The 17,838-nt window shown below is 71.7% G+C and carries 16 protein-coding genes; 13 read left to right on the top strand and 3 right to left on the bottom strand.

Annotation, left to right across the window (positions count from 1 at the left end):
• Positions 1-10 precede the first annotated feature (10 nt).
• Complete coding sequence (locus ACIOC1_RS06260; protein ID WP_391044621.1) at positions 11-1,357, top strand: MFS transporter; 1,347 nt, start codon at positions 11-13, stop codon at positions 1,355-1,357.
• Between the two features lie 115 nt (positions 1,358-1,472).
• Here the strand turns inward: ACIOC1_RS06260 and ACIOC1_RS06255 are convergent, their stop codons facing one another.
• Entirely contained in the window at positions 1,473-2,588 is a 1,116-nt protein-coding gene (locus tag ACIOC1_RS06255; protein WP_355349677.1) for a peptidoglycan bridge formation glycyltransferase FemA/FemB family protein, read from the bottom strand.
• 326 nt (positions 2,589-2,914) lie between these two features.
• On the opposite strand from ACIOC1_RS06255, the gene murJ reads away from it, so the two are divergent.
• The 8 genes from murJ to ACIOC1_RS06215 all read left to right on the top strand — a co-directional run bounded on the left by murJ (position 2,915) and on the right by ACIOC1_RS06215 (position 11,003).
• Positions 2,915-4,615, top strand: a complete 1,701-nt coding sequence (murJ, locus tag ACIOC1_RS06250; RefSeq protein ID WP_391044624.1) for a murein biosynthesis integral membrane protein MurJ — start codon at positions 2,915-2,917, stop codon at positions 4,613-4,615.
• Between the two features lie 42 nt (positions 4,616-4,657).
• Positions 4,658-5,323 carry a SigE family RNA polymerase sigma factor gene (locus ACIOC1_RS06245; RefSeq protein WP_401852304.1) on the top strand — a complete coding sequence of 222 codons (666 nt, stop codon included), beginning with the start codon at positions 4,658-4,660 and terminating at the stop codon, positions 5,321-5,323.
• The gene (locus tag ACIOC1_RS06240; RefSeq protein WP_401852302.1) at positions 5,316-6,347 is read left to right on the top strand and encodes a hypothetical protein; all 1,032 of its coding nucleotides are present in this window, start codon (positions 5,316-5,318) and stop codon (positions 6,345-6,347) included. Before ACIOC1_RS06245 ends, ACIOC1_RS06240 begins: the two co-directional genes overlap by 8 nt.
• A 159-nt stretch (positions 6,348-6,506) precedes the next feature.
• Positions 6,507-7,778, top strand: coding sequence for an Ig-like domain-containing protein (locus ACIOC1_RS06235; protein ID WP_401852299.1), 1,272 nt, complete (start codon positions 6,507-6,509; stop codon positions 7,776-7,778).
• 46 nt (positions 7,779-7,824) lie between these two features.
• The gene (locus tag ACIOC1_RS06230; RefSeq protein ID WP_188282203.1) at positions 7,825-8,334 is read left to right on the top strand and encodes a MarR family winged helix-turn-helix transcriptional regulator; all 510 of its coding nucleotides are present in this window, start codon (positions 7,825-7,827) and stop codon (positions 8,332-8,334) included.
• Between the two features lie 78 nt (positions 8,335-8,412).
• Positions 8,413-8,754, top strand: coding sequence for a DUF3817 domain-containing protein (locus tag ACIOC1_RS06225; RefSeq protein ID WP_355349631.1), 342 nt, complete (start codon positions 8,413-8,415; stop codon positions 8,752-8,754).
• Positions 8,755-8,957: 203 nt separating this feature from the next.
• Positions 8,958-10,658, top strand: coding sequence for a methylmalonyl-CoA mutase family protein (locus ACIOC1_RS06220; RefSeq protein WP_391044635.1), 1,701 nt, complete (start codon positions 8,958-8,960; stop codon positions 10,656-10,658).
• Positions 10,659-10,811: 153 nt separating this feature from the next.
• Positions 10,812-11,003: a DUF397 domain-containing protein gene (locus ACIOC1_RS06215; RefSeq protein ID WP_355349625.1), complete on the top strand. Its 192-nt coding sequence runs from the start codon at positions 10,812-10,814 to the stop codon at positions 11,001-11,003.
• Between the two features lie 54 nt (positions 11,004-11,057).
• Here the strand turns inward: ACIOC1_RS06215 and ACIOC1_RS06210 are convergent, their stop codons facing one another.
• Complete coding sequence (locus tag ACIOC1_RS06210; protein WP_391161529.1) at positions 11,058-11,705, bottom strand: TetR/AcrR family transcriptional regulator C-terminal ligand-binding domain-containing protein; 648 nt, start codon at positions 11,703-11,705, stop codon at positions 11,058-11,060.
• 227 nt (positions 11,706-11,932) lie between these two features.
• On the opposite strand from ACIOC1_RS06210, the gene ACIOC1_RS06205 reads away from it, so the two are divergent.
• The 4 genes from ACIOC1_RS06205 to ACIOC1_RS06190 all read left to right on the top strand — a co-directional run bounded on the left by ACIOC1_RS06205 (position 11,933) and on the right by ACIOC1_RS06190 (position 16,253).
• On the top strand, positions 11,933-12,916 hold the full coding sequence (locus ACIOC1_RS06205; protein WP_355349619.1) for a tetratricopeptide repeat protein: 984 nt from the start codon (positions 11,933-11,935) through the stop codon (positions 12,914-12,916).
• A gap of 673 nt (positions 12,917-13,589) precedes the next feature.
• On the top strand, positions 13,590-14,216 hold the full coding sequence (locus ACIOC1_RS06200) for a DUF6230 family protein (RefSeq protein ID WP_355349616.1): 627 nt from the start codon (positions 13,590-13,592) through the stop codon (positions 14,214-14,216).
• A gap of 98 nt (positions 14,217-14,314) precedes the next feature.
• A complete protein-coding gene (locus ACIOC1_RS06195) occupies positions 14,315-14,917 on the top strand; it encodes a DUF6114 domain-containing protein (protein WP_401852293.1) in 603 nt (200 codons plus the stop codon).
• Complete coding sequence (locus tag ACIOC1_RS06190) at positions 14,907-16,253, top strand: hypothetical protein (protein WP_401852290.1); 1,347 nt, start codon at positions 14,907-14,909, stop codon at positions 16,251-16,253. Before ACIOC1_RS06195 ends, ACIOC1_RS06190 begins: the two co-directional genes overlap by 11 nt.
• 95 nt (positions 16,254-16,348) lie before the next feature.
• Here the strand turns inward: ACIOC1_RS06190 and pyk are convergent, their stop codons facing one another.
• Positions 16,349-17,767 (bottom strand): pyruvate kinase, encoded by a 1,419-nt coding sequence (gene pyk / locus ACIOC1_RS06185; RefSeq protein WP_355349607.1) that lies wholly within the window; start codon positions 17,765-17,767, stop codon positions 16,349-16,351.
• Between the last annotated feature and the right edge of the window lie 71 nt (positions 17,768-17,838).

Raw genomic sequence — 17,838 nt, 5'->3', positions numbered from 1 at the left:
GGGTGATGTCATGACAACGGACAGCGAGCACCCCCCACCAGGTGGACGCACCCCATCGCCGACCGGTTCTCAGCCCGCTCCCACCACCCACGGGAAGGGCGACGGCACGCCTCCTACCAGCGGCGCGACCGCCACCGGCGACAGCACCCCCACCGGCTACGGTGCCGTTTTCGCGGTCAGGGAATTCCGCCCGATCTTCGCCGCGCATGTCCTGTCCGTCCTCGGCAGCGTCTTCGCCGAGGTCTCGTTGGCCGTCCTCGTCTTCCGGCAGACCGGCTCCGCCGTCCTCACCGCGCTGATCTTCGCGCTCGGTTTCCTGCCCTACGCGCTCAGCGGCATCCTGCTGTCCGGAATCTCCGACCGGTACCCCACCCGCCGCGTCCTGGTGGCCTGCGATCTGCTCTGCGCGGCCTTCGTCGCGGTGATGGCCGTGCCGGCCACGCCGCTCGCCCTTCTCTTCGTGCTACGCGTGTCCGTCTCGATGATCACGCCGCTGTTCACCGGCACGAGGGCCGCCAGCCTGGCCGACATCCTCCACGGCGACGTCTTCGTGCTCGGCCGCTCCCTGGTGCGGATCGTCGGCCAGAGCTCGCAGATCATCGGCTACGGAATCGGCGGTCTCGTCCTGGTGTGGCTGTCGCCGCGCGCCGCGCTGCTGGTGACGATCGGCACCTTCCTCAGCTCCGCGCTGCTGCTGCGCTTCGGCACCCGCGACCGGCCCGCCCGGGTCACCGGGACCGGCGCCATGATGCGCGACTCGATCGGCTCCGCGGGGCGGCTGTTCCGCAACGCGCGAATCCGCTCGCTGATGCTCATGTGGTGGGTGCCGCCGATGTTCTGCGTCGTCGCCGAGGGCGTCGCCGCGCCCTACGCGGACGCGGCGGGCGCGGGCTCCGCGGGCTTCGGCATCCTGCTCGCCGCGATGCCCGCGGGCACCGTCGTCGGCGAGGTGCTGGCGGGCACGCTGCTCACCCCGTCCGCCCGCGAACGGATCGCCATCCCGCTCGCCGCCGTCTCGATGCTGCCCTTCGTCTGCTTCCTCGTGCACCCCTCGCTGCCGCTGGCGATCGTGCTGCTGCTGATCACCGGGGTCACCACCGCGTACGCGCTCGGCATCGACAAGTGGTTCGTGCACGACGTGCCCGAGGACATGCGCGGCCGGGCCATGTCGCTGCTCGGCGCCGGGATCATGACGCTCCAGGGCGTCGGCATGACGGTCGGCGGCGCCGTCGCGGAGTGGGTGCCGCCCTACGCGGTGATCGCGGGCGCGGGGATACTCGGCACGCTCAGCGTCGTGCCCGTGCTGCGGTCGGTACGCCGTACGCAGCCGATGGGCGCCGCGGCCAGCCCCGCCTGAGCGGCAACGGCCCTTTCGGGGCTACGCGTTGAGCCCGTGAGCCCGTGGGCCCGTGGGCCCGTGAGCCGGTGAGCCGGTGAGCCGGTGAATTTGTCAGCCCGTGGCCCCGGGGCGTTCAGCGCCGGGTCAGATACGCGTGCATCGCCCGGTGCAGCGTCTTGTTGACCGCGCCCTGGAGCGGCAGCTCCCACTCGCCCACCGTCTCCACCGCCTCCCCGCCGGTGCCCAACTTCCAGCGCAGCAGCCCGTAGGCGCGCGCCGCAGGGTCGAGGCCGTCGGGCACCCCGCGCATGTCGTAGACCGCCGCGCCCATCGCCTGCGCGTCGCACAGCATCCGCCACTGGAGCGCGTTGCTCGGCCGCACCTCGCGGCGGTGGTCGGCCGAGGCACCCGTCTGGTACCAGACCCGGCCGCCGTCCGGCGCGGTCAACAGCGTGTGCGCGGCGAGGAGTTCGCCCTCGTGCCGCGCGGTGTACAGCCGCATGCGGCCCGGCTCCTCGGCGTTGAGCGCCTCGTACTGCCGCCGGTAGTAGTCCAGCGACCGGCCGAGGTCGAAGCCGTCGCGGGCCTCGGTGACCCGCAGCAGCTCGTGGAAGGCCGGCAGCGCCTCCGGGCCCTCGACACCCGTGCGCACACCGCACTTGGCGGCCTTCTTCACGTTGCGCCGCCACTCCTGGTTGAGGCCGGTCCACAGGTCGTCCAGACCGCGCCCGGCCAGCGGTATCTCGAACACCAGCCGCGGCTGCGCGTCCCCACCCTGCCCGTCCTCGCCGCAGCGCCGCCAACCGCCCTCGCGCAGCCGGTCGGAGACCGCCGCGCCCAACGGCTCGACCAGGTCGGGCAGCACGTCACCGACCCGGCGCCCGGGGCCCGACGCGTCCTTCAACGTCCGCGCCGTCCACCGCCGGTACGCCAGCGGCGGCCCCATCCGTACCGCGAACGCCCCCGTACCGCGCAGGTGTTCCAGCAGCGGGTCGAGCCAGCGGTCCAGGCGCGGATCGGCCCAGTCCACCGCGGGGCCCTCCGGGAGGTACGCGAACGACCGCCGTACGCCCGGCAGTTGGCGGTACAGGACCAGCGCGGAGCCGACCGGCCGGTCGTGCTCGTCCAGCCAGGCCAGGCTCTCCGCCTGCCAGCCGGACTTCACCCGCGCCCAGGCGGGCGTCTGGAGGAAGCTCGCGGTGTACGGGCCGGGGCGGCGGACGAAGTCGGCGTGCGCGGAGGCGGGCATCGGCAGCAGCCGCAGAGCACCGGTGCCGGTGCCTTTGTCGCTCGCGGCGCGGTCGGAGCCGGAGCCGGAGCCGGAACGCTGGTGAGTGGTCATCGTCAAGGCGTCGTCCTCCGCGCTGCGGGGCGGGCCGGGGCGGCCCGCTCACGAAGGACACGCCCGGCGCGGCCGTCAGGTGACAGAGACTTTTCCGACACCCGCCGTACCGCCCCGCGACTTCCGTCAGCCGTGACCGCCGGGGCAGACTGCGCGTCTGCCCAGGGGACGGGGACCCGCGCGACCAGCCGGTACCGGGCACAGGACGATCAGCGTGAACAGGGGACCGACGGGTGACTTCAGCAGTGGACGGCTCCACGCACCGCAAGGGGCGGCGGGCGCACGCCCGCGACACCAACTCCCTGCGGCGCAGCGGCGGTCTGATGATGGCCGGGTCGCTGGTGTCCCGCGCCACCGGCTTCCTGCGGCTGGCGACGATCACCGCCGCGCTCGGCACGGCGGCGGCCGGAGACGCCTTCGGGGTCGCCAACACCGTGCCCAACATCATCTACGCGCTGATGATCGGCGGCGCCCTCCAGTCCGTCTTCGTCCCCGAACTCGTCCGCGCCGCCCGCGAGCACGCCGACGGCGGCCAGGCGTACACCGACCGGCTGCTCACCCTGTGCGCGGTCGCGCTGCTCGCCGTCACCGCCCTCGCTGTGCTCGCCGCGCCCTGGCTGGTCAGCGCGTACGCGCCCGGCTTCAGCGGCGGCCAGCGCGACCTGACCGTGTCGCTGGCCCGCTACTGCCTGCCGCAGATCCTCTTCTACGGCCTGTTCACGCTCCTCGGCCAGGTCCTCGGCGCCCGCGACCGGTTCGGCGCCATGATGTGGACCCCGGTGCTCAACAACCTCGTCGTGATCGCCGTCTTCGGCCTGTACCTCGCGGTCGCGAGCGGGGGCATCGGACACCGGGACGCGCTGCTGCTCGGCCTCGGCAGCACCGCGGGCATCGCGGTGCAGGCCCTCGCGCTGCTGCCGTCGCTGCGCGCCACCGGCTTCCGCTGGCACCCGCGGTTCGACTGGCGCGGCGCCGGACTCACCCAGCCGATGCGGGCCGCCGTGTGGACGCTGCTGCTGGTCCTGGTCAACCAGGGCGCGTACTGGGTGGTGACCCGGCTGTCCACCTCCGCCGGACTGCGCGCGCTGGCCTCGGGCCACTCCACCGGCGTCGGCTACGCGGCCTACAGCAACGCGTACAGCCTGTGGGTCGTCCCGCAGGGCATCGTCACCGTGTCGCTGGCCACCGCGCTGCTGCCGCGCATGAGCCGGGCCGCGGCCGACGGCGACCACGCGGCGATCGGCGCCGACCTCACGCGCGGCCTCACCGTCTCCGGCACCGCCGTCGTCCCCGCCGTCTTCGCCTTCCTCACGCTCGCCCCGCAGATCACCGGCGTCGTCTTCCAGCACGGCGCCACCAGCGAGGCGGACGCCCGCGCCATCGCCTGGATGCTGGTCGCCTTCGCCGTCGGCCTGCCCGCCTTCGCGGGCCAGTACCTGCTCGCGCGCGGCTACTACGCGCTCGGCGACACCCGTACGCCCTTCTTCCTCAACGTCCTCATCGCCGCCGTCAACGCCGCGAGCGCCGCCGCCTGTTACGCGCTGCTCCCGGCCCGCTGGGCGGTCACCGGCATGGCCGCCGGATACGCGCTCGCCTGTACGGTCGGCCTGCTGGCCACCGCCGCGCTGCTGCGCCGCCGCCTGGGCTGGCGGCCCCGCGTCCTGGGCCACCACGTACGGCTCACCGCGGCCTTCCTGCCGGGCGCGGCCCTGGCGCTGCTCACCGCCCACGCCGTCACTGCCCGGCTCGGCGGCGGCCCGGCAGGCGACCTCACGGGCCTGCTGCTGGGCGCCGCCGCCCTGTGCCTGCCCGCGCTGGTGCTGGCCCGGCCGCTCGGGCTCGACCTCGGACCGGTGTCGCGGCTCACGGGAGGGCCTGCCAAGAGGCGCGGCGCGGGGCCCACGGAAAAAAACTCCCGTCCGCCTGTCACATAAGGCCGCCGCCGCGCGTGTAGTTCTGAGGGAGGGAAGAACCACATGACCGCACAGCCAGAACCGGCGGCGGACTTCGACCAGTTCTACGCCGCCACGGCGAAGCGCATGGTGGCCGTCGTCTACACGATCACCGGGGACCTGGGTGAGGCGGAGGACGCCGTGCAGGAGGCGTACGCCAGGGCATGGCAGCGCTGGCCGAAGCTCACCGCGGAGGGCGACCCCGCGCCCTGGGTGCGTACCGTCGCCGTACGTCTGGCGGTGAGCACCTGGCGCAAGGCCCGCAACCGGGTGCGCGCGCACTTCCGGCAGGGGCCGCCGCCCGACGCCCCGGCGCTCGCACCCGACCGGGTCGCGCTGATCGACGCCCTGCGCGCGCTCGGCGACGACCAGCGCACCGCCGTGGTCATGCACCACCTCCTCGACCTGCCGGTGGAGGAGATCGCCCGGCAGACCGGCGTGTCCAGCGCTGCCGTACGGACCCGGCTGAGCCGGGGGAGGAGAGCACTGGGGGCCCTGCTCAAGGACGACCCGGCGGACGACGCGGAGCCCGAACCCGCCGCGTCCGCGTCCGCCGCCCACGACACCGCCGGTCGCGGCGCTCACGACCCCGCCGGTCGGGACGCCGCTACCGCTACCGCCACCGCCGACGACGCACGCCACGCACGTGCGGCGCGCCACCGCACCGAGGAGGTGCCCCTCCATGGCTGACCCGTTCGGCCGCCCGGCCGGTCCCGACCCCCTCGGCACCGCCGCCGACACCCCCGCCGCCGACATGGACACCGACATCGGCTCGGACTCCGACATCGGCCCGGGCTCCGCCGATCCGCTGGACGAGCGGCTGCGCGGACTCGCCCGCGACACCGAGCCGTTGGTCGTACTCGCCGGGGCCCCGGCCGCCCGCAGGCTCGGCGAACGGCGGCGCGCCCGCCGCAGGACCGGGGCCGTGTCGCTGGTCGCGGCTCTCGCGGTCGCCGTCGGCACCTGGCAGTTGCTGCCCGGCTCCGACGGCCCGCGCGGCACCGGCGCGCTGCCGGGCACCGTCGCGTCCACCACGCCCCCGCCGGAGCCGCCCGACCCGGCCGCCCTGGCCCACCGCCTCACCGACGAGCTGCTGCCGCCCGGCGCCCTGCCGTTCTTCCCGGTGGCCCCCTGGAAGACCCTCGCCCCGGGCACCGCGCTCAAGCTCATGGGGGCCTGCCCGGTACCGTCTCCCGCCGGAGACGTACAGGCCGGCGCGGTGCGGTTGTACGGCGCGTCGGCGGGGGAGGAGGCGGAGTACCTGCTCTACGCGTTCACCGACGCCGAGGCCGCCCGCTACCGGACGGAACGGTTCGGCGAGGCGGTGAAGGACACGTGCGGTGTCGAGCTGACCACCGACCTCGGCACGACCGGTGAGGCCGCCGACAGTCCGGTCACCTACCAGGGCAGCAGCAGAACGGGCACCGGGGTGCAGATCCTGATGAACCGGCAGGGCGCCTACCTCGCCGTGCTGCTGATCCGCGGGTTGGGGAACCCGCTGGGCTCCGGGAGCGACTATGCCAACAAGCACCCGCAGCCGATCGCCTGCATCGCGGCGTCGCTGAACCGGCTGACGGAGGCCGGCGCGCGACCGAGCGCTTCCATGTCGCCGCCGGACGTCTCCATCGACGGCACCAGCGGCGGGGTCGGCAGCGGGGTCGGCGGCGGGTCCACGATGTCGCGCGGCTTCGTCGGCGACGGGAAGTCGTGCTGAGCCGCCGCGTTCTGTCCTGACCTCATCCGCCGCCGACCCGATCACCGCCGAGCCGATCACCGCCGACCTGCCCGCCGCCGATCCGAACACAGCCGATCCGAACACTCGTCGCCCCGACCACCGTTCGCCCCGACCACCTCTGACAAGGAACCGACTGCCGTGTACCGCACTCGCATACGCAACCCCCGACCGCGGGCGCTCGCCGTGCCCGCCCTCCTGCTGGCCGTGGCGATGGGCGTCACCGCGTGCGGCGGCCACGACGGCGACAAGGCGGGCGGCTCGTCCGACGGCAAGGGCGCGGGCCGGTCCGCGTCCGCCGACTCCGGCGCGCGCATCACCGTCACACCGGCCAAGGACACCGCGGACGTCGACCCGGCCGCGCCGGTCAAGGTCACCGTCGACGGCGGCACACTCGGCACGGTCACCGTGACCCCCGAGGGCACGTCCAAGGACGGCGTGACGCCGATCGAGGTGACCGGCGCCCTGGACGCCGCCAAGCACACCTGGACCTCCGACCGCACGATGACCCCCGGCACCGCCTACACCGTCCAGGTCACCGCGGCCGACAGCGCGGGCAAGCAGACCCGTACCACCAGCGCCTTCCGCACCCTCACGGCGGCCAAGGTCAACGGCGTCACCCCGACCCCGCTGAACAACGCGGTCGTCGGCGTCGGCCTGCCCGTCTCCCTCGCCTTCGACAAGCCGGTCACCGACAAGGCGGCCAGGGCGGCGGTCGAGAAGGCGCTGACCGTCACCACCAGCCCTGCCGTCCAGGGCAGTTGGGGCTGGATCACCGACCCGCTGACCGGCATCCAGCGGGTCGACTGGCGGCCGGACGCGTACTGGACGCCGAACACCAAGGTCACGCTGACCGCCAAGCTCAGCGGCATCGACACCGGGGGCGGGCGCTATCTGCGCCGCGACATCCACGACACGTTCACCATCGGCACCGCCCGGATCTCGTACGTCGACCTCAAGGCGCACACCATGCGGGTCACCGAGAACGGCAAGACCGTCAAGAACTTCAAGATCTCCGGCGGCAAGCCCGCCTTCCCCACCTGGAACGGGCAGATGGTGGTGATCAGCAAGCAGTCCACCGTGCGGATGACGTCCTCGTCGGTCGGCATCGCCACCTCCGAGGACTCGGCGGACTTCTACGACAAGGACGTGAAGTACGCGGTCCACATCACCACCTCCGGCACGTACACCCACGCGGCGCCCTGGAACGACGCGATGATGGGCGTGCAGAACGGCAGCCACGGGTGCATCGGCATGCACACCGCGGACGCCAAGTGGTTCTTCGACCGGTCGGTCCGCGGCGACCTGGTGATCACCTCGGGCTCCACGCGCGCCACCGTCGACAAGGGCAACGGCTTCGGTGAGTGGAACCTCGGCAAGGACGCGTGGCGCCGGCTCAGCGCGCTCGCCTGACGAGACACTTGTGCCCACTATGTGACCGACGGGTAGGCTCTTCGCCGTGTCAAAGCCGCTGAGCCTGCCCTTCGATCCGATCGCCCGCGCCGACGAGCTGTGGACCCGGCACTGGGGCGGGGTCCCCTCGATGGGTGCCATCACCTCGATCATGCGCGCCCAGCAGATCCTGCTCGGCCAGGTAGACGCGGTGGTCAGGCCGTACGGGCTGACCTTCGCGCGGTACGAGGCGCTGGTGCTGCTCACCTTCTCCAAGGCGGGCGAGCTGCCGATGTCCAAGATCGGCGAGCGGCTGATGGTGCACCCGACGTCCGTCACCAACACCGTGGACCGGCTGGTCTCCGCCGGTCTCGTCGCCAAGCGCCCCAACCCCAACGACGGCCGCGGCACCCTCGCCTCGATCACCGACAAGGGCCGCGAGATCGTCGAGTCCGCCACCCGCGACCTGGTCGCCATGGACTTCGGCCTCAGCGCCTACGACGCGGAGGAGTGCGGCGAGATCTTCGCGCTGCTGCGCCCCCTGCGGATAGCGGCGGGCGACTTCGAGGAGTCCTGACCTGCGGTCGGCTCCGCGCGTCCCGTCGTCCCCCGACCCGGATGAGCCCGGCATTTCGGGGCGGCTAGGCTCGATGCCATGAAATCCAGCGTGCTGACCCGCTACCGCGTGATGGCCTACGTGACAGGCGTGCTGCTGATCGCGCTCACCCTGGGCGTGATCGCCAAGTACGTGTTCGACATCAATGGCGCGGGCACCTTCACCAGCGCGGTGGGCTTCGCCCACGGCTGGCTCTATGTCGTTTACCTCGTTATGGCCTTCGACCTGTGCAACAAGGCGAAGTGGCCGATCGGCCGGATGGCCTGGGTGCTGCTGGCGGGCACCGTCCCGACCGCCGCGTTCTTCGTGGAGCGTCGCGTGACGCGTGAGCTGGCGCCGAAGGTGATCCAGCCGGAGAAGCCCGAGCCCGTCAACGCCTGAGCCTGTCGACGCCTGAGCCCGTCGACCGCCTGGGCGCGTCAAGCCCGCGCCCGTCAAGCCTGAGCCGGTCAAGCCCGAGCCCGTCAAGGCCGTCACGTCTGGGCCGTCACGTCTGGGCCCCAGCCCTCTGAGACCCGGCTCACCCCAAAGGTGAGCCGTGTTCCCATCGACATTTACTAGGACGTCCAAGTAAATTCAGGGGTATGGACTCCCAAGGCATCGAGACAGGCCGCCAGCGCTGGCAGGCACGGTACGACTCAGCCCGTAAGCGGGAGGCCGACTTCAGCACGCTCTCGGGCGACCCCGTGGAGCCGGTGTACGGCCCGCCGGCGGGTGCGGACGTCCCCGGGTTCGAGCGGATCGGCTGGCCGGGCGAGTACCCGTTCACACGCGGACTGCACCCGACCGGCTACCGGGGGCGTACGTGGACGATCCGGCAGTTCGCCGGATTCGGCAACGCGCGGCAGACCAACGAGCGCTACAAGATGATCCTGGCCGCGGGCGGCGGCGGCCTCTCCGTCGCCTTCGACATGCCGACCCTGATGGGCCGCGACTCCGACGACCCCCGCTCGCTCGGCGAGGTCGGCCACTGCGGTGTCGCCATCGACACGGCCGCCGACATGGAGGTCCTGTTCGACGACATCCCGCTCGGCGACGTCACCACCTCGATGACCATCTCCGGACCCGCCGTCCCGGTCTTCTGCATGTACCTGGTCGCCGCCGAGCGGCAGGGCATCGACCCGGCCGTGCTCAACGGCACGCTCCAGACGGACATCTTCAAGGAGTACATCGCCCAGAAGGAGTGGCTCTTCGAGCCCGCCCCGCACCTGCGGCTGATCGGCGACCTGATGGAGCACTGCGCCGCCTCCATCCCCGCGTACAAGCCGCTGTCCGTCTCCGGCTACCACATCCGCGAGGCCGGGGCGACGGCCGCGCAGGAGCTGGCGTACACCCTGGCCGACGGCTTCGGCTACGTGGAACTCGGCCTGTCGCGCGGCCTGGACGTCAACACCTTCGCGCCCGGCCTGTCCTTCTTCTTCGACGCGCACCTCGACTTCTTCGAGGAGATCGCCAAATTCCGCGCCGCGCGCCGTATCTGGGCCCGCTGGATGCGCGACGAGTACGGCGCCACCAGCGACAAGGCGCAGTGGCTGCGCTTCCACACCCAGACCGCCGGGGTGTCGCTGACCGCGCAGCAGCCGTACAACAACGTCGTACGTACCGCCGTCGAGGCGCTGTCCGCCGTGCTCGGCGGCACCAACTCGCTGCACACCAACGCCCTCGACGAGACGCTGGCGCTGCCCAGCGAGCAGGCCGCCGAGATCGCGCTGCGCACGCAGCAGGTGCTGATGGAGGAGACCGGCGTCGCCAACGTCGCGGACCCGCTGGGCGGTTCCTGGTACGTCGAGGCGCTGACCGACCGCATCGAGGCCGACGCGGAGAAGATCTTCGACCGGATCAGGGCGCTGGGCGCCAAGGCCGTGCCGAGCGGCGAGCACCCGATCGGGCCGATGACCTCCGGCATCCTGCGCGGCATCGAGGACGGCTACTTCACCGGTGAGATCGCCGAGTCCGCCTTCCAGTACCAGCGCTCCCTCGAAAAGGGCGACAAGCGCGTCGTCGGCGTCAACGTGCACCACGGCTCCGTCACCGGCGACCTGGAGATCCTGCGGGTCAGCCACGAGGTCGAGCGCGACCAGGTCCGCGACCTCGCCTCCCGCCGTACCGCCCGCGACGACGCCGCCGTCCGCACCGCCCTGGACGCCATGCTCACCGCCGCCCGCGACGGCTCCAACATGATCCCGCCCATGCTCGACGCCGTCCGCGCCGAGGCCACCCTCGGCGAGATCTGCGACGCCCTGCGCGCCGAATGGGGCACCTACACCGAGCCCGCCCGCTTCTGACCCGCGGTGGTACGCCGCCGGTCGGGCCGTGGCCTGTCGTCCGTCCGGCGCGCCGTGTAGTCCGTCGTCGTCACGGCCCGTTCCGTTCGCTGTTCGCTGGGTAGCCTCGACATCTCGTGCGCAATCCACCGGCCCTCCAGCGAAAGGACGTTCGTGGCCCTTGAAGCGACCGTCGGCGACGACGGGATGATTCACATCCGCGAAACCGAGCAGCCGGAGATCGTGGCCGTCACCACCCCCGCCAAATGGGAGGCCTTCGTCAAGGGCGTCCGCGCCGGGGAGTTCGACCACTTCGTGGCAGGCGTGGAGACCCCGGAGTGCGGCGCTGTGAACGCGACCCCCTGACGCCGGGGCCGGCCGCCTCCGGCCCCCTGGCTCTGGCCCCCTGGCTCCGGCCCCCTAGCTCCTGACGCCGGTGAGGCCGGTGGTCAGGAGGAGGGCGAGGCGGTCGGCCCAGTCGGGATCGACCGGGCCGGCGCTGACCATCACGCGGTGGACGACGGAGCCGGCGATGACGTCGAAGATGAGGTCGGCGTCGCGGCCGGCGAGGGCGGGGTCGCACGGAGCGGGCGGGTCCGGGGGGAGTTCGCCGCGCTGCTGGGCGCGGTGGCGGCCGAGGAGGACGAGGTGCTTCTGGCGGTCGACGATCGCCTCGCGGATGCGCAGCCGCAGGGCGTCGTCGTGGGTGGCCTCGGCGACGACGGCCATCAGGCCCGTTCTGATGGCGGGCCGGTTGAGGAGTTCGGCGAAGCGCAGGACCACGCCGCGGATGTCGGCGTGCAGGCTGCCGAGGTCCGGGAGGTCGAGCTGCTCCTCGAACAGGGCGGCGATGGCGTCGACGACCAGCTCGTTCTTGCCGTTCCAGCGCCGGTAGAGGGTGGTCTTGGCGACGCCCGCGCGGGCCGCCACGTCGCTCAGCGTCAGCTTTCCCCAGCCCAGTTCGACCAGCGCCTCGCGGGTGGCGCCGAGGATCGCGCGGTCCGCCTCGGCACTTCGCGGGCGGCCGGTGCGTCTGTGAGGGGCGGGGGGCTCCACGAGCGGCTCCATAAGGCGGACCATACCGGCCGGTAGGTTACGTGACGAGTGACCGGTATCACATCGGGCGGCTTCCGCCGGGCAGCTCAGGGCAGTTACGCTACGACCCGTAGCGAAACGTGCGACAACCACGGGTGCGGATGGGGATCCGCACCGACAGCACCGCTCAGCACCACCAGATCCGGGGTCTATCCGGGGTCTGTGCACGATCGGCTCCGGTAGGGGGGAGGATTGACCTCATGCAGCCACGGAACATGTCCATGAGCGGCGTGGTCGACCTCGCCGCGGTGAAGGCGGCCGGTGAGGCCAAGGTGAAGGCCGAGCAGGCCAGGGCGCAGCGGCAGGACCCCGCGAACGCCGACGCCCACACCGCTTCGCCGCTCGTCATCGAGGTGACCGAGGAGACCTTCGAGAGCGACGTCCTCCAGCGCTCCGCCGAAGTCCCGGTCGTCATCAGCTTCTGGGCCGACCAGGCCGACGCGAGCAAGCAGCTCAACGCGGTACTGGAACGGCTCACCGCCGAGTACCGCGGGCGCTTCGTCCTCGCCACCGCCGAGGTCTACGCCAACCAGATGCTCTTCCAGCAGTTCGGTGTCCAGGGAGTGCCCGCGGTCTTCGCGGTGCTGGCCGGGCAGGCCATGCCGCTTTTCCAGGGCAGCGCGCCCGAGGACCAGATCACCGAAGTGCTCGACCAGTTGATCGCCGTCGCCGAGCAGCGCTTCGGCATCGTCGGCCCCGAGGTCGACACGGACGCCGCCGCCCAGGGCGCGGCCCCGGCCGCCGAGGCGCCGCCGCGCCCGGCCACCCCGCAGGAGCTGGCGCTGTCCGCCGCGCACGACGCGCTGGACGCCGGTGACCTGGGCGGCGCCATCCAGGCGTACCGCAATGTGCTCTCCGACGAGCCGGGCAATGCCGAGGCCAAGCTGGGCCTGGCCCAGGCCGAGCTGCTCGACCGCGTGCAGGGCGCCGACCAGCAGGCGGTCCGCGAGGCCGCCGCCGCGTCACCCTCCGACGTCACCGCGCAGCTCGCCGCCGCCGACCTCGATCTGGTGGGCGGTCATGTGGAGGACGCCTTCTCGCGGCTGGTGGACACCGTGCGCCGCACCGCGGGCGACGACCGCGACGCGGTCCGCGTACGGCTGCTGGAACTGTTCGAGGTCATCGGCCCCGACGACCCCCGGGTGGTCGCCGCGCGTACGGCGCTGATCAGAGTCCTCTTCTGAGGCGGCCGGGCGGCTGAACGGGACGCTCCGCCGAGCTGACCCTGCGGTCAGTTACCGCCGGTTCCCCGAGTGCCCGCCCCGGTTTTACTCAGAGATTTAGCGATACGGCGACCGCACTTTATCAAACCGTGACAATGAGCGGTCGCCGTTACCTCCGGTAAGAAATCAGCTCCGTTTCGACCGCTGATGTTCTTTATGCCGGATTTACATGCCCCGGTCTTCCTCACTCTGCGTGAAATCGCCCCGTCCGGGGCGCACGGCCGCGACACCCATCCGTTACTCGCTAGTAATGAGCCCCTTGTGCGGCGCGCCCGAATGGACCACGATCGGCCAAGCTCGGTCCGTTGCCACAGCCCGGCCGCCAGTCGGCGCCACGGTCCGCGGGTCCCCGCCGAGTGGGTGCGTACGGCTCATGCCGCCGCTCCGGGACAGGGGGGTCTTCGCCTACCGGCGGAGCCTGTCCAGCAGGTTGCGCGAGAGCGTGGCCAGTGGTTGTCGCTCGGGGGTGATCGCCGAAGATTCGGACACCGCCGTCCGTACTCCTTGCTTCTTCGTGGGGAGGGACGGTCCGCCGATCACCGGCGCTCTCCTTCCCGAGGACGTAGCACTTCTCCCATCCCAGGCCAGGACCCGAACATCCCGGCCGGAGATGTACGTCCGAGAAGGAGGAAAAATGGAGTCGCTCGTTCGTGGCGGTACCAGATGGCGGCGGTTCGCCGTCGTCATGGTGCCGAGTGTCGCGGCTACGGCCGCGGTGGGTATAGCCATCGCTCAGGGCGCGCTCGCCGCGTCGTTCAGCGTGTCAGGTCAGCAGTTCAAGGTAACGGCGGATCACCTGGACGGCACCGGCTTCGAGCAGTACGGCGCGCTCGACGTTCAGCACGGTGGCAAGTACATTCCGGTCGCGGTCTCGGCGTTCACCGACGCCACCATCAACGGCCTGTGCCAGTCCGTGGTCGTCCCGACGCCGATCGGTGACGTGACCCTGAAGTTGACCGCCGGCAAGGACCCGAAGAAGCCGGTTGTGGCACACAACCTCTACATCGACCTCGACCAGCTCGACGCCGATGCAGAGTTCCGGAACATCAACATCGGTGTCGCGGCCGGTGACAGTCACAAGGGTCCTGGCATCAAGGACAAGGACGCGACGGACCCAGGGTCGTTCGCCCAGGAGGCCGACCGGGCCATCCTCGACGGCGTGCACCAGACCGCCTGGGCCACCAGCGCGGGCACCTTCAAGCTCGCGGGCCTCAGCCTCGGCGTCAAGAAGGGCTCCGGCGCCGGGGTGGAGTGCTACTAAGCACCGCCTGAGTGGTCCGGGTGAGCCGCGCGGGACGCGGCTCACCCGGCGCCACCGATCGATCTCTCAGCAAAGCCAGTCCCAGGGAGCTGTTTCCTATGAGCGCCGAGTCAACAGGACTGAGTGCCCGGATCCGTTATTGGCGGCTGTCGTTCCGCCACTGGCGTTGGGGGCGCCCGTTCTGGGCGGGTCTGCTGACCCTCCTCGCCGGAGTGCCGATCGCCTACTTCCCGTACGCGAACCTCACGCTCGGCCAACTGACCGTCCGGATGGCGACGACCGCGGGCTCCGGCTCGCTGATCATCGGTGTCCTGCTGTTCGTGCTCGGCCTCACCATGTGGTTCCAGAGCGCGGTACGCATCTTCGCCGGTGTCGCGTCGATCCTGCTCGCCCTGGTGTCGCTGGTGGTCTCCAACTTCGGCGGCTTCCTCGTCGGCTTCCTGCCCGCGCTGCTCGGCGGCGCGCTCGCCGTCTCCTGGGCGCCGGGTGTCCCGGCGGCCGACGAGCCGGGCGAGAAGGCGGAGCTGCCCGACGGCGCCCCTGAGGGCGGCGGCGACGAGAACGCTCCGCCCACCCTGCCCGCGCAGTCCCAGGGGCCCCACGAGCCCGCTGAGGCGTACGGACAGCCCGAGCCGGTCCACGCCGGAGCGCGGCCCGACGAAGAGAACACCGAGGAGAACGGGAGGCACCGTGCTGGGTGACGACGCTCAGCAGGCCGAGAGCGACGGGTCCCGTAACCGGGCCACCTCGGGACCGCGGCACGCGGCTCCCCGCAAGTCCCTGCTGACCAAGCTGCACGTGCCCGCCGGGAAGGCGGTCGCCCTGGCCGCGATGCCCACGGCCGTGCTGATGGGCATGGGCTTCACGCCGCACCTCGCGCAGGCCGACGAGATGCCCAAGAACCCGTACAAGCCCGGCCCCTGCGTGACCCAGTCGGACACCCCGAGCCCTTCGGCCTCCAAGAGCGCGGCGGACGGCAAGGCCACGGACAAGCCGGGCGGGCAGGAGACGTCGAAGCCGACGACCGGCCCGAGCCCGTCGAGCAGTCCGAGTCCTTCCACGAGCCCGGAGGCGCCCGCGCCGACCGACTCGGCGAAGGCCCCGTCGTCCGACAGCGGCGCCGACAGCAAGACCGAGAACACGTCCCGGGCGACCGGCACGCCGAGCGCGACCCCGAGCCCGACCAAGTCGGTCAACCCGTGGGACCCGCTGGGCCTGGGCGACCTGGTGAGCGGGCTGCTCGGCGGCGGCAAGACCCCGACCGCGACGCCCACCACCCAGGCCCCGCAGCCGGACCCGGCGCCGACGACCGCGAAGCCCGAGCCGAGCACGTCGCCGTCGGCGAGCGCGCCCGCCAAGGGCGACGACCCGGTGGGCACGGCCGGCAAGACCGTCAAGGACACCGTGGACACCGCCGTCGGCGGTCTCGACAAGACGGTGAAGGACACCAAGGACGCGGCCAAGGACGCCAAGGACGCGGCCAAGGGCGCCAAGGACAAGGCGTCGCCCAGTGCCACCCCGAGCGCGGGCGGCACCGACGACCCGCAGTCCTACCCGTGCCCGGTGTACGACGCGAAGGCGCTCGCCGACGCCGATGTCGAGCAGGGCATACCCCTGCTGCCGGACACCCCGTGGGTCCTGAAGACCACGAAGCTGACCCTGCACGGCCTGTCGTACCACGGCATAGTCAAGGTCAAGACGCACAACGGCACGGTGAAGGACGTCCTGAAGTTCACCGTCTCCGGCATCGACATCGACAATCTGCACCAGATAGTCGACGGCCCCAAGGGCACGAAGACGAACGTCGAGGCGGCCAAGGGCTCCACCTCGAAGTTCACCAACGGCACGGTGACGCTCTACACCGAGTCCCTCAGCGGCAATCTCCTCGGGCTGATCCCCATCACCTTCACCCCGAAGGCGCCCCCGCCGCTGACCCTCCCCGAACTGTTCTTCACCAACGCCACCGTCATCCAGGCGGCCCAGTTCGGCGGCACCCTCCACGTCCCCGGCATGCACATCTACGGCACCCCCGGCTAGCCGAGCCCCCGACGCCGCGCGGCCCGCACCCCTTTCGGAAGGGGCGCGGGCCGCGGGCGGTCGCTGGTCGCTGGTTTCTCCGGGGGAGGGGGCGGTCAGTCGCCGAGGTGGTGGACGCGGACGAGGTTGGTGGTGCCGGGGACGCCCGGAGGGGAGCCGGCGGTGATGATGACGGTGTCGCCCTTGGCGTACTCGGAGAGCTTGAGCATCTCGCGGTCGACGAGCTCGACCATGGCGTCGGTGTTGTCGACGTGCTCGACCACGAAGGACTCCACACCCCAGGTCAGCGCGAGCTGGTTGCGGGTGGCGGGGTCGGTGGTGAAGGCCAGGACCGGCTCGGGCACGCGGTAGCGGGCCAGGCGGCGGGCGGTGTCACCGGACTTGGTGAAGGCGACCAGGGACTTGGCGTCCAGGAAGTCGCCCAGCTCGGCGGCGGCGCGGGCCACGGCGCCGCCCTGGGTGCGGGGCTTCTTGCCGGGGGCCAGCGGCTGGAGCCCGCGGCACAGCAGCTCCTCCTCGGCGGCCACGACGATCCGCGACATCGTCTTGACGGTCTCGATCGGATACTTGCCGACCGACGACTCGGCGGACAGCATGACCGCGTCCGCGCCGTCCAGGATCGCGTTGGCCACGTCGGACGCCTCGGCGCGCGTGGGCCGCGAGTTGGTGATCATCGACTCCATCATCTGGGTCGCCACGATCACCGGCTTGGCGTTGCGCCGGCACATCTCGACCAGCCGCTTCTGCACGACCGGCACCTGCTCCAGCGGGTACTCCACGGCGAGGTCGCCGCGCGCCACCATCACCGCGTCGAACGCCGCGACGACGCTCTCCATGTTCTCGACCGCCTGCGGCTTCTCCACCTTGGCGATGACCGGGACGCGGCGCCCCTCCTCGTCCATGACGCGGTGCACGTCACGGACGTCCTTGGCGTCGCGCACGAAGGACAGCGCGACCATGTCGACGCCCATCCGGAGCGCGAACCGCAGGTCGTCGATGTCCTTCTCGGACAGCGCCGGCACGTTCACCGCGGCGCCCGGCAGGTTGATGCCCTTGTGGTCGGAGATCACGCCGCCCTCGACCACCAGCGTGCGGACCCGCGGGCCCTCGACCTCGATGACGCGCAGCGCCACGTTGCCGTCGTTGATCAGGATCGGGTCGCCCTTGGAGACATCGCCCGGCAGACCCTTGTACGTGGTACCGCAGATGGACTTGTCGCCCGCGACGTCCTCGACGGTGATGGTGAACTCGTCGCCCGCGATCAACTCGACCGGTCCGTCGGCGAATTTGGCGAGGCGGATCTTGGGACCCTGGAGGTCGGCGAGGACTCCGATCGCCCGGCCGGTCTCGGCGGCGATCTTACGGACGCGCTGGTAGCGCTCCTCGTGCTCGGCGTGGCTGCCGTGACTGAAATTGAAACGGGCCACATTCATGCCCGCCTCGACCAACGACTTGAGCTGGTCGTAGGAGTCGACGGCGGGACCCAGGGTACAGACGATCTTGGCTCGGCGCATGGGCGCTATCCTATCGGTTTGTTCCGCTCCGGAATATTCCAGGGGCGGTCGTGGCTGCGGGACGGTCAGCC

Origin of the sequence: Streptomyces sp. NPDC088197 (assembly GCF_044741185.1) — a bacterium.
Classification (GTDB): Bacteria; Actinomycetota; Actinomycetes; order Streptomycetales; family Streptomycetaceae; genus Actinacidiphila.
The sequence above is the reverse complement of the archived record's forward strand: the minus strand, read 5'-3'. Positions and strand labels throughout refer to the sequence as shown.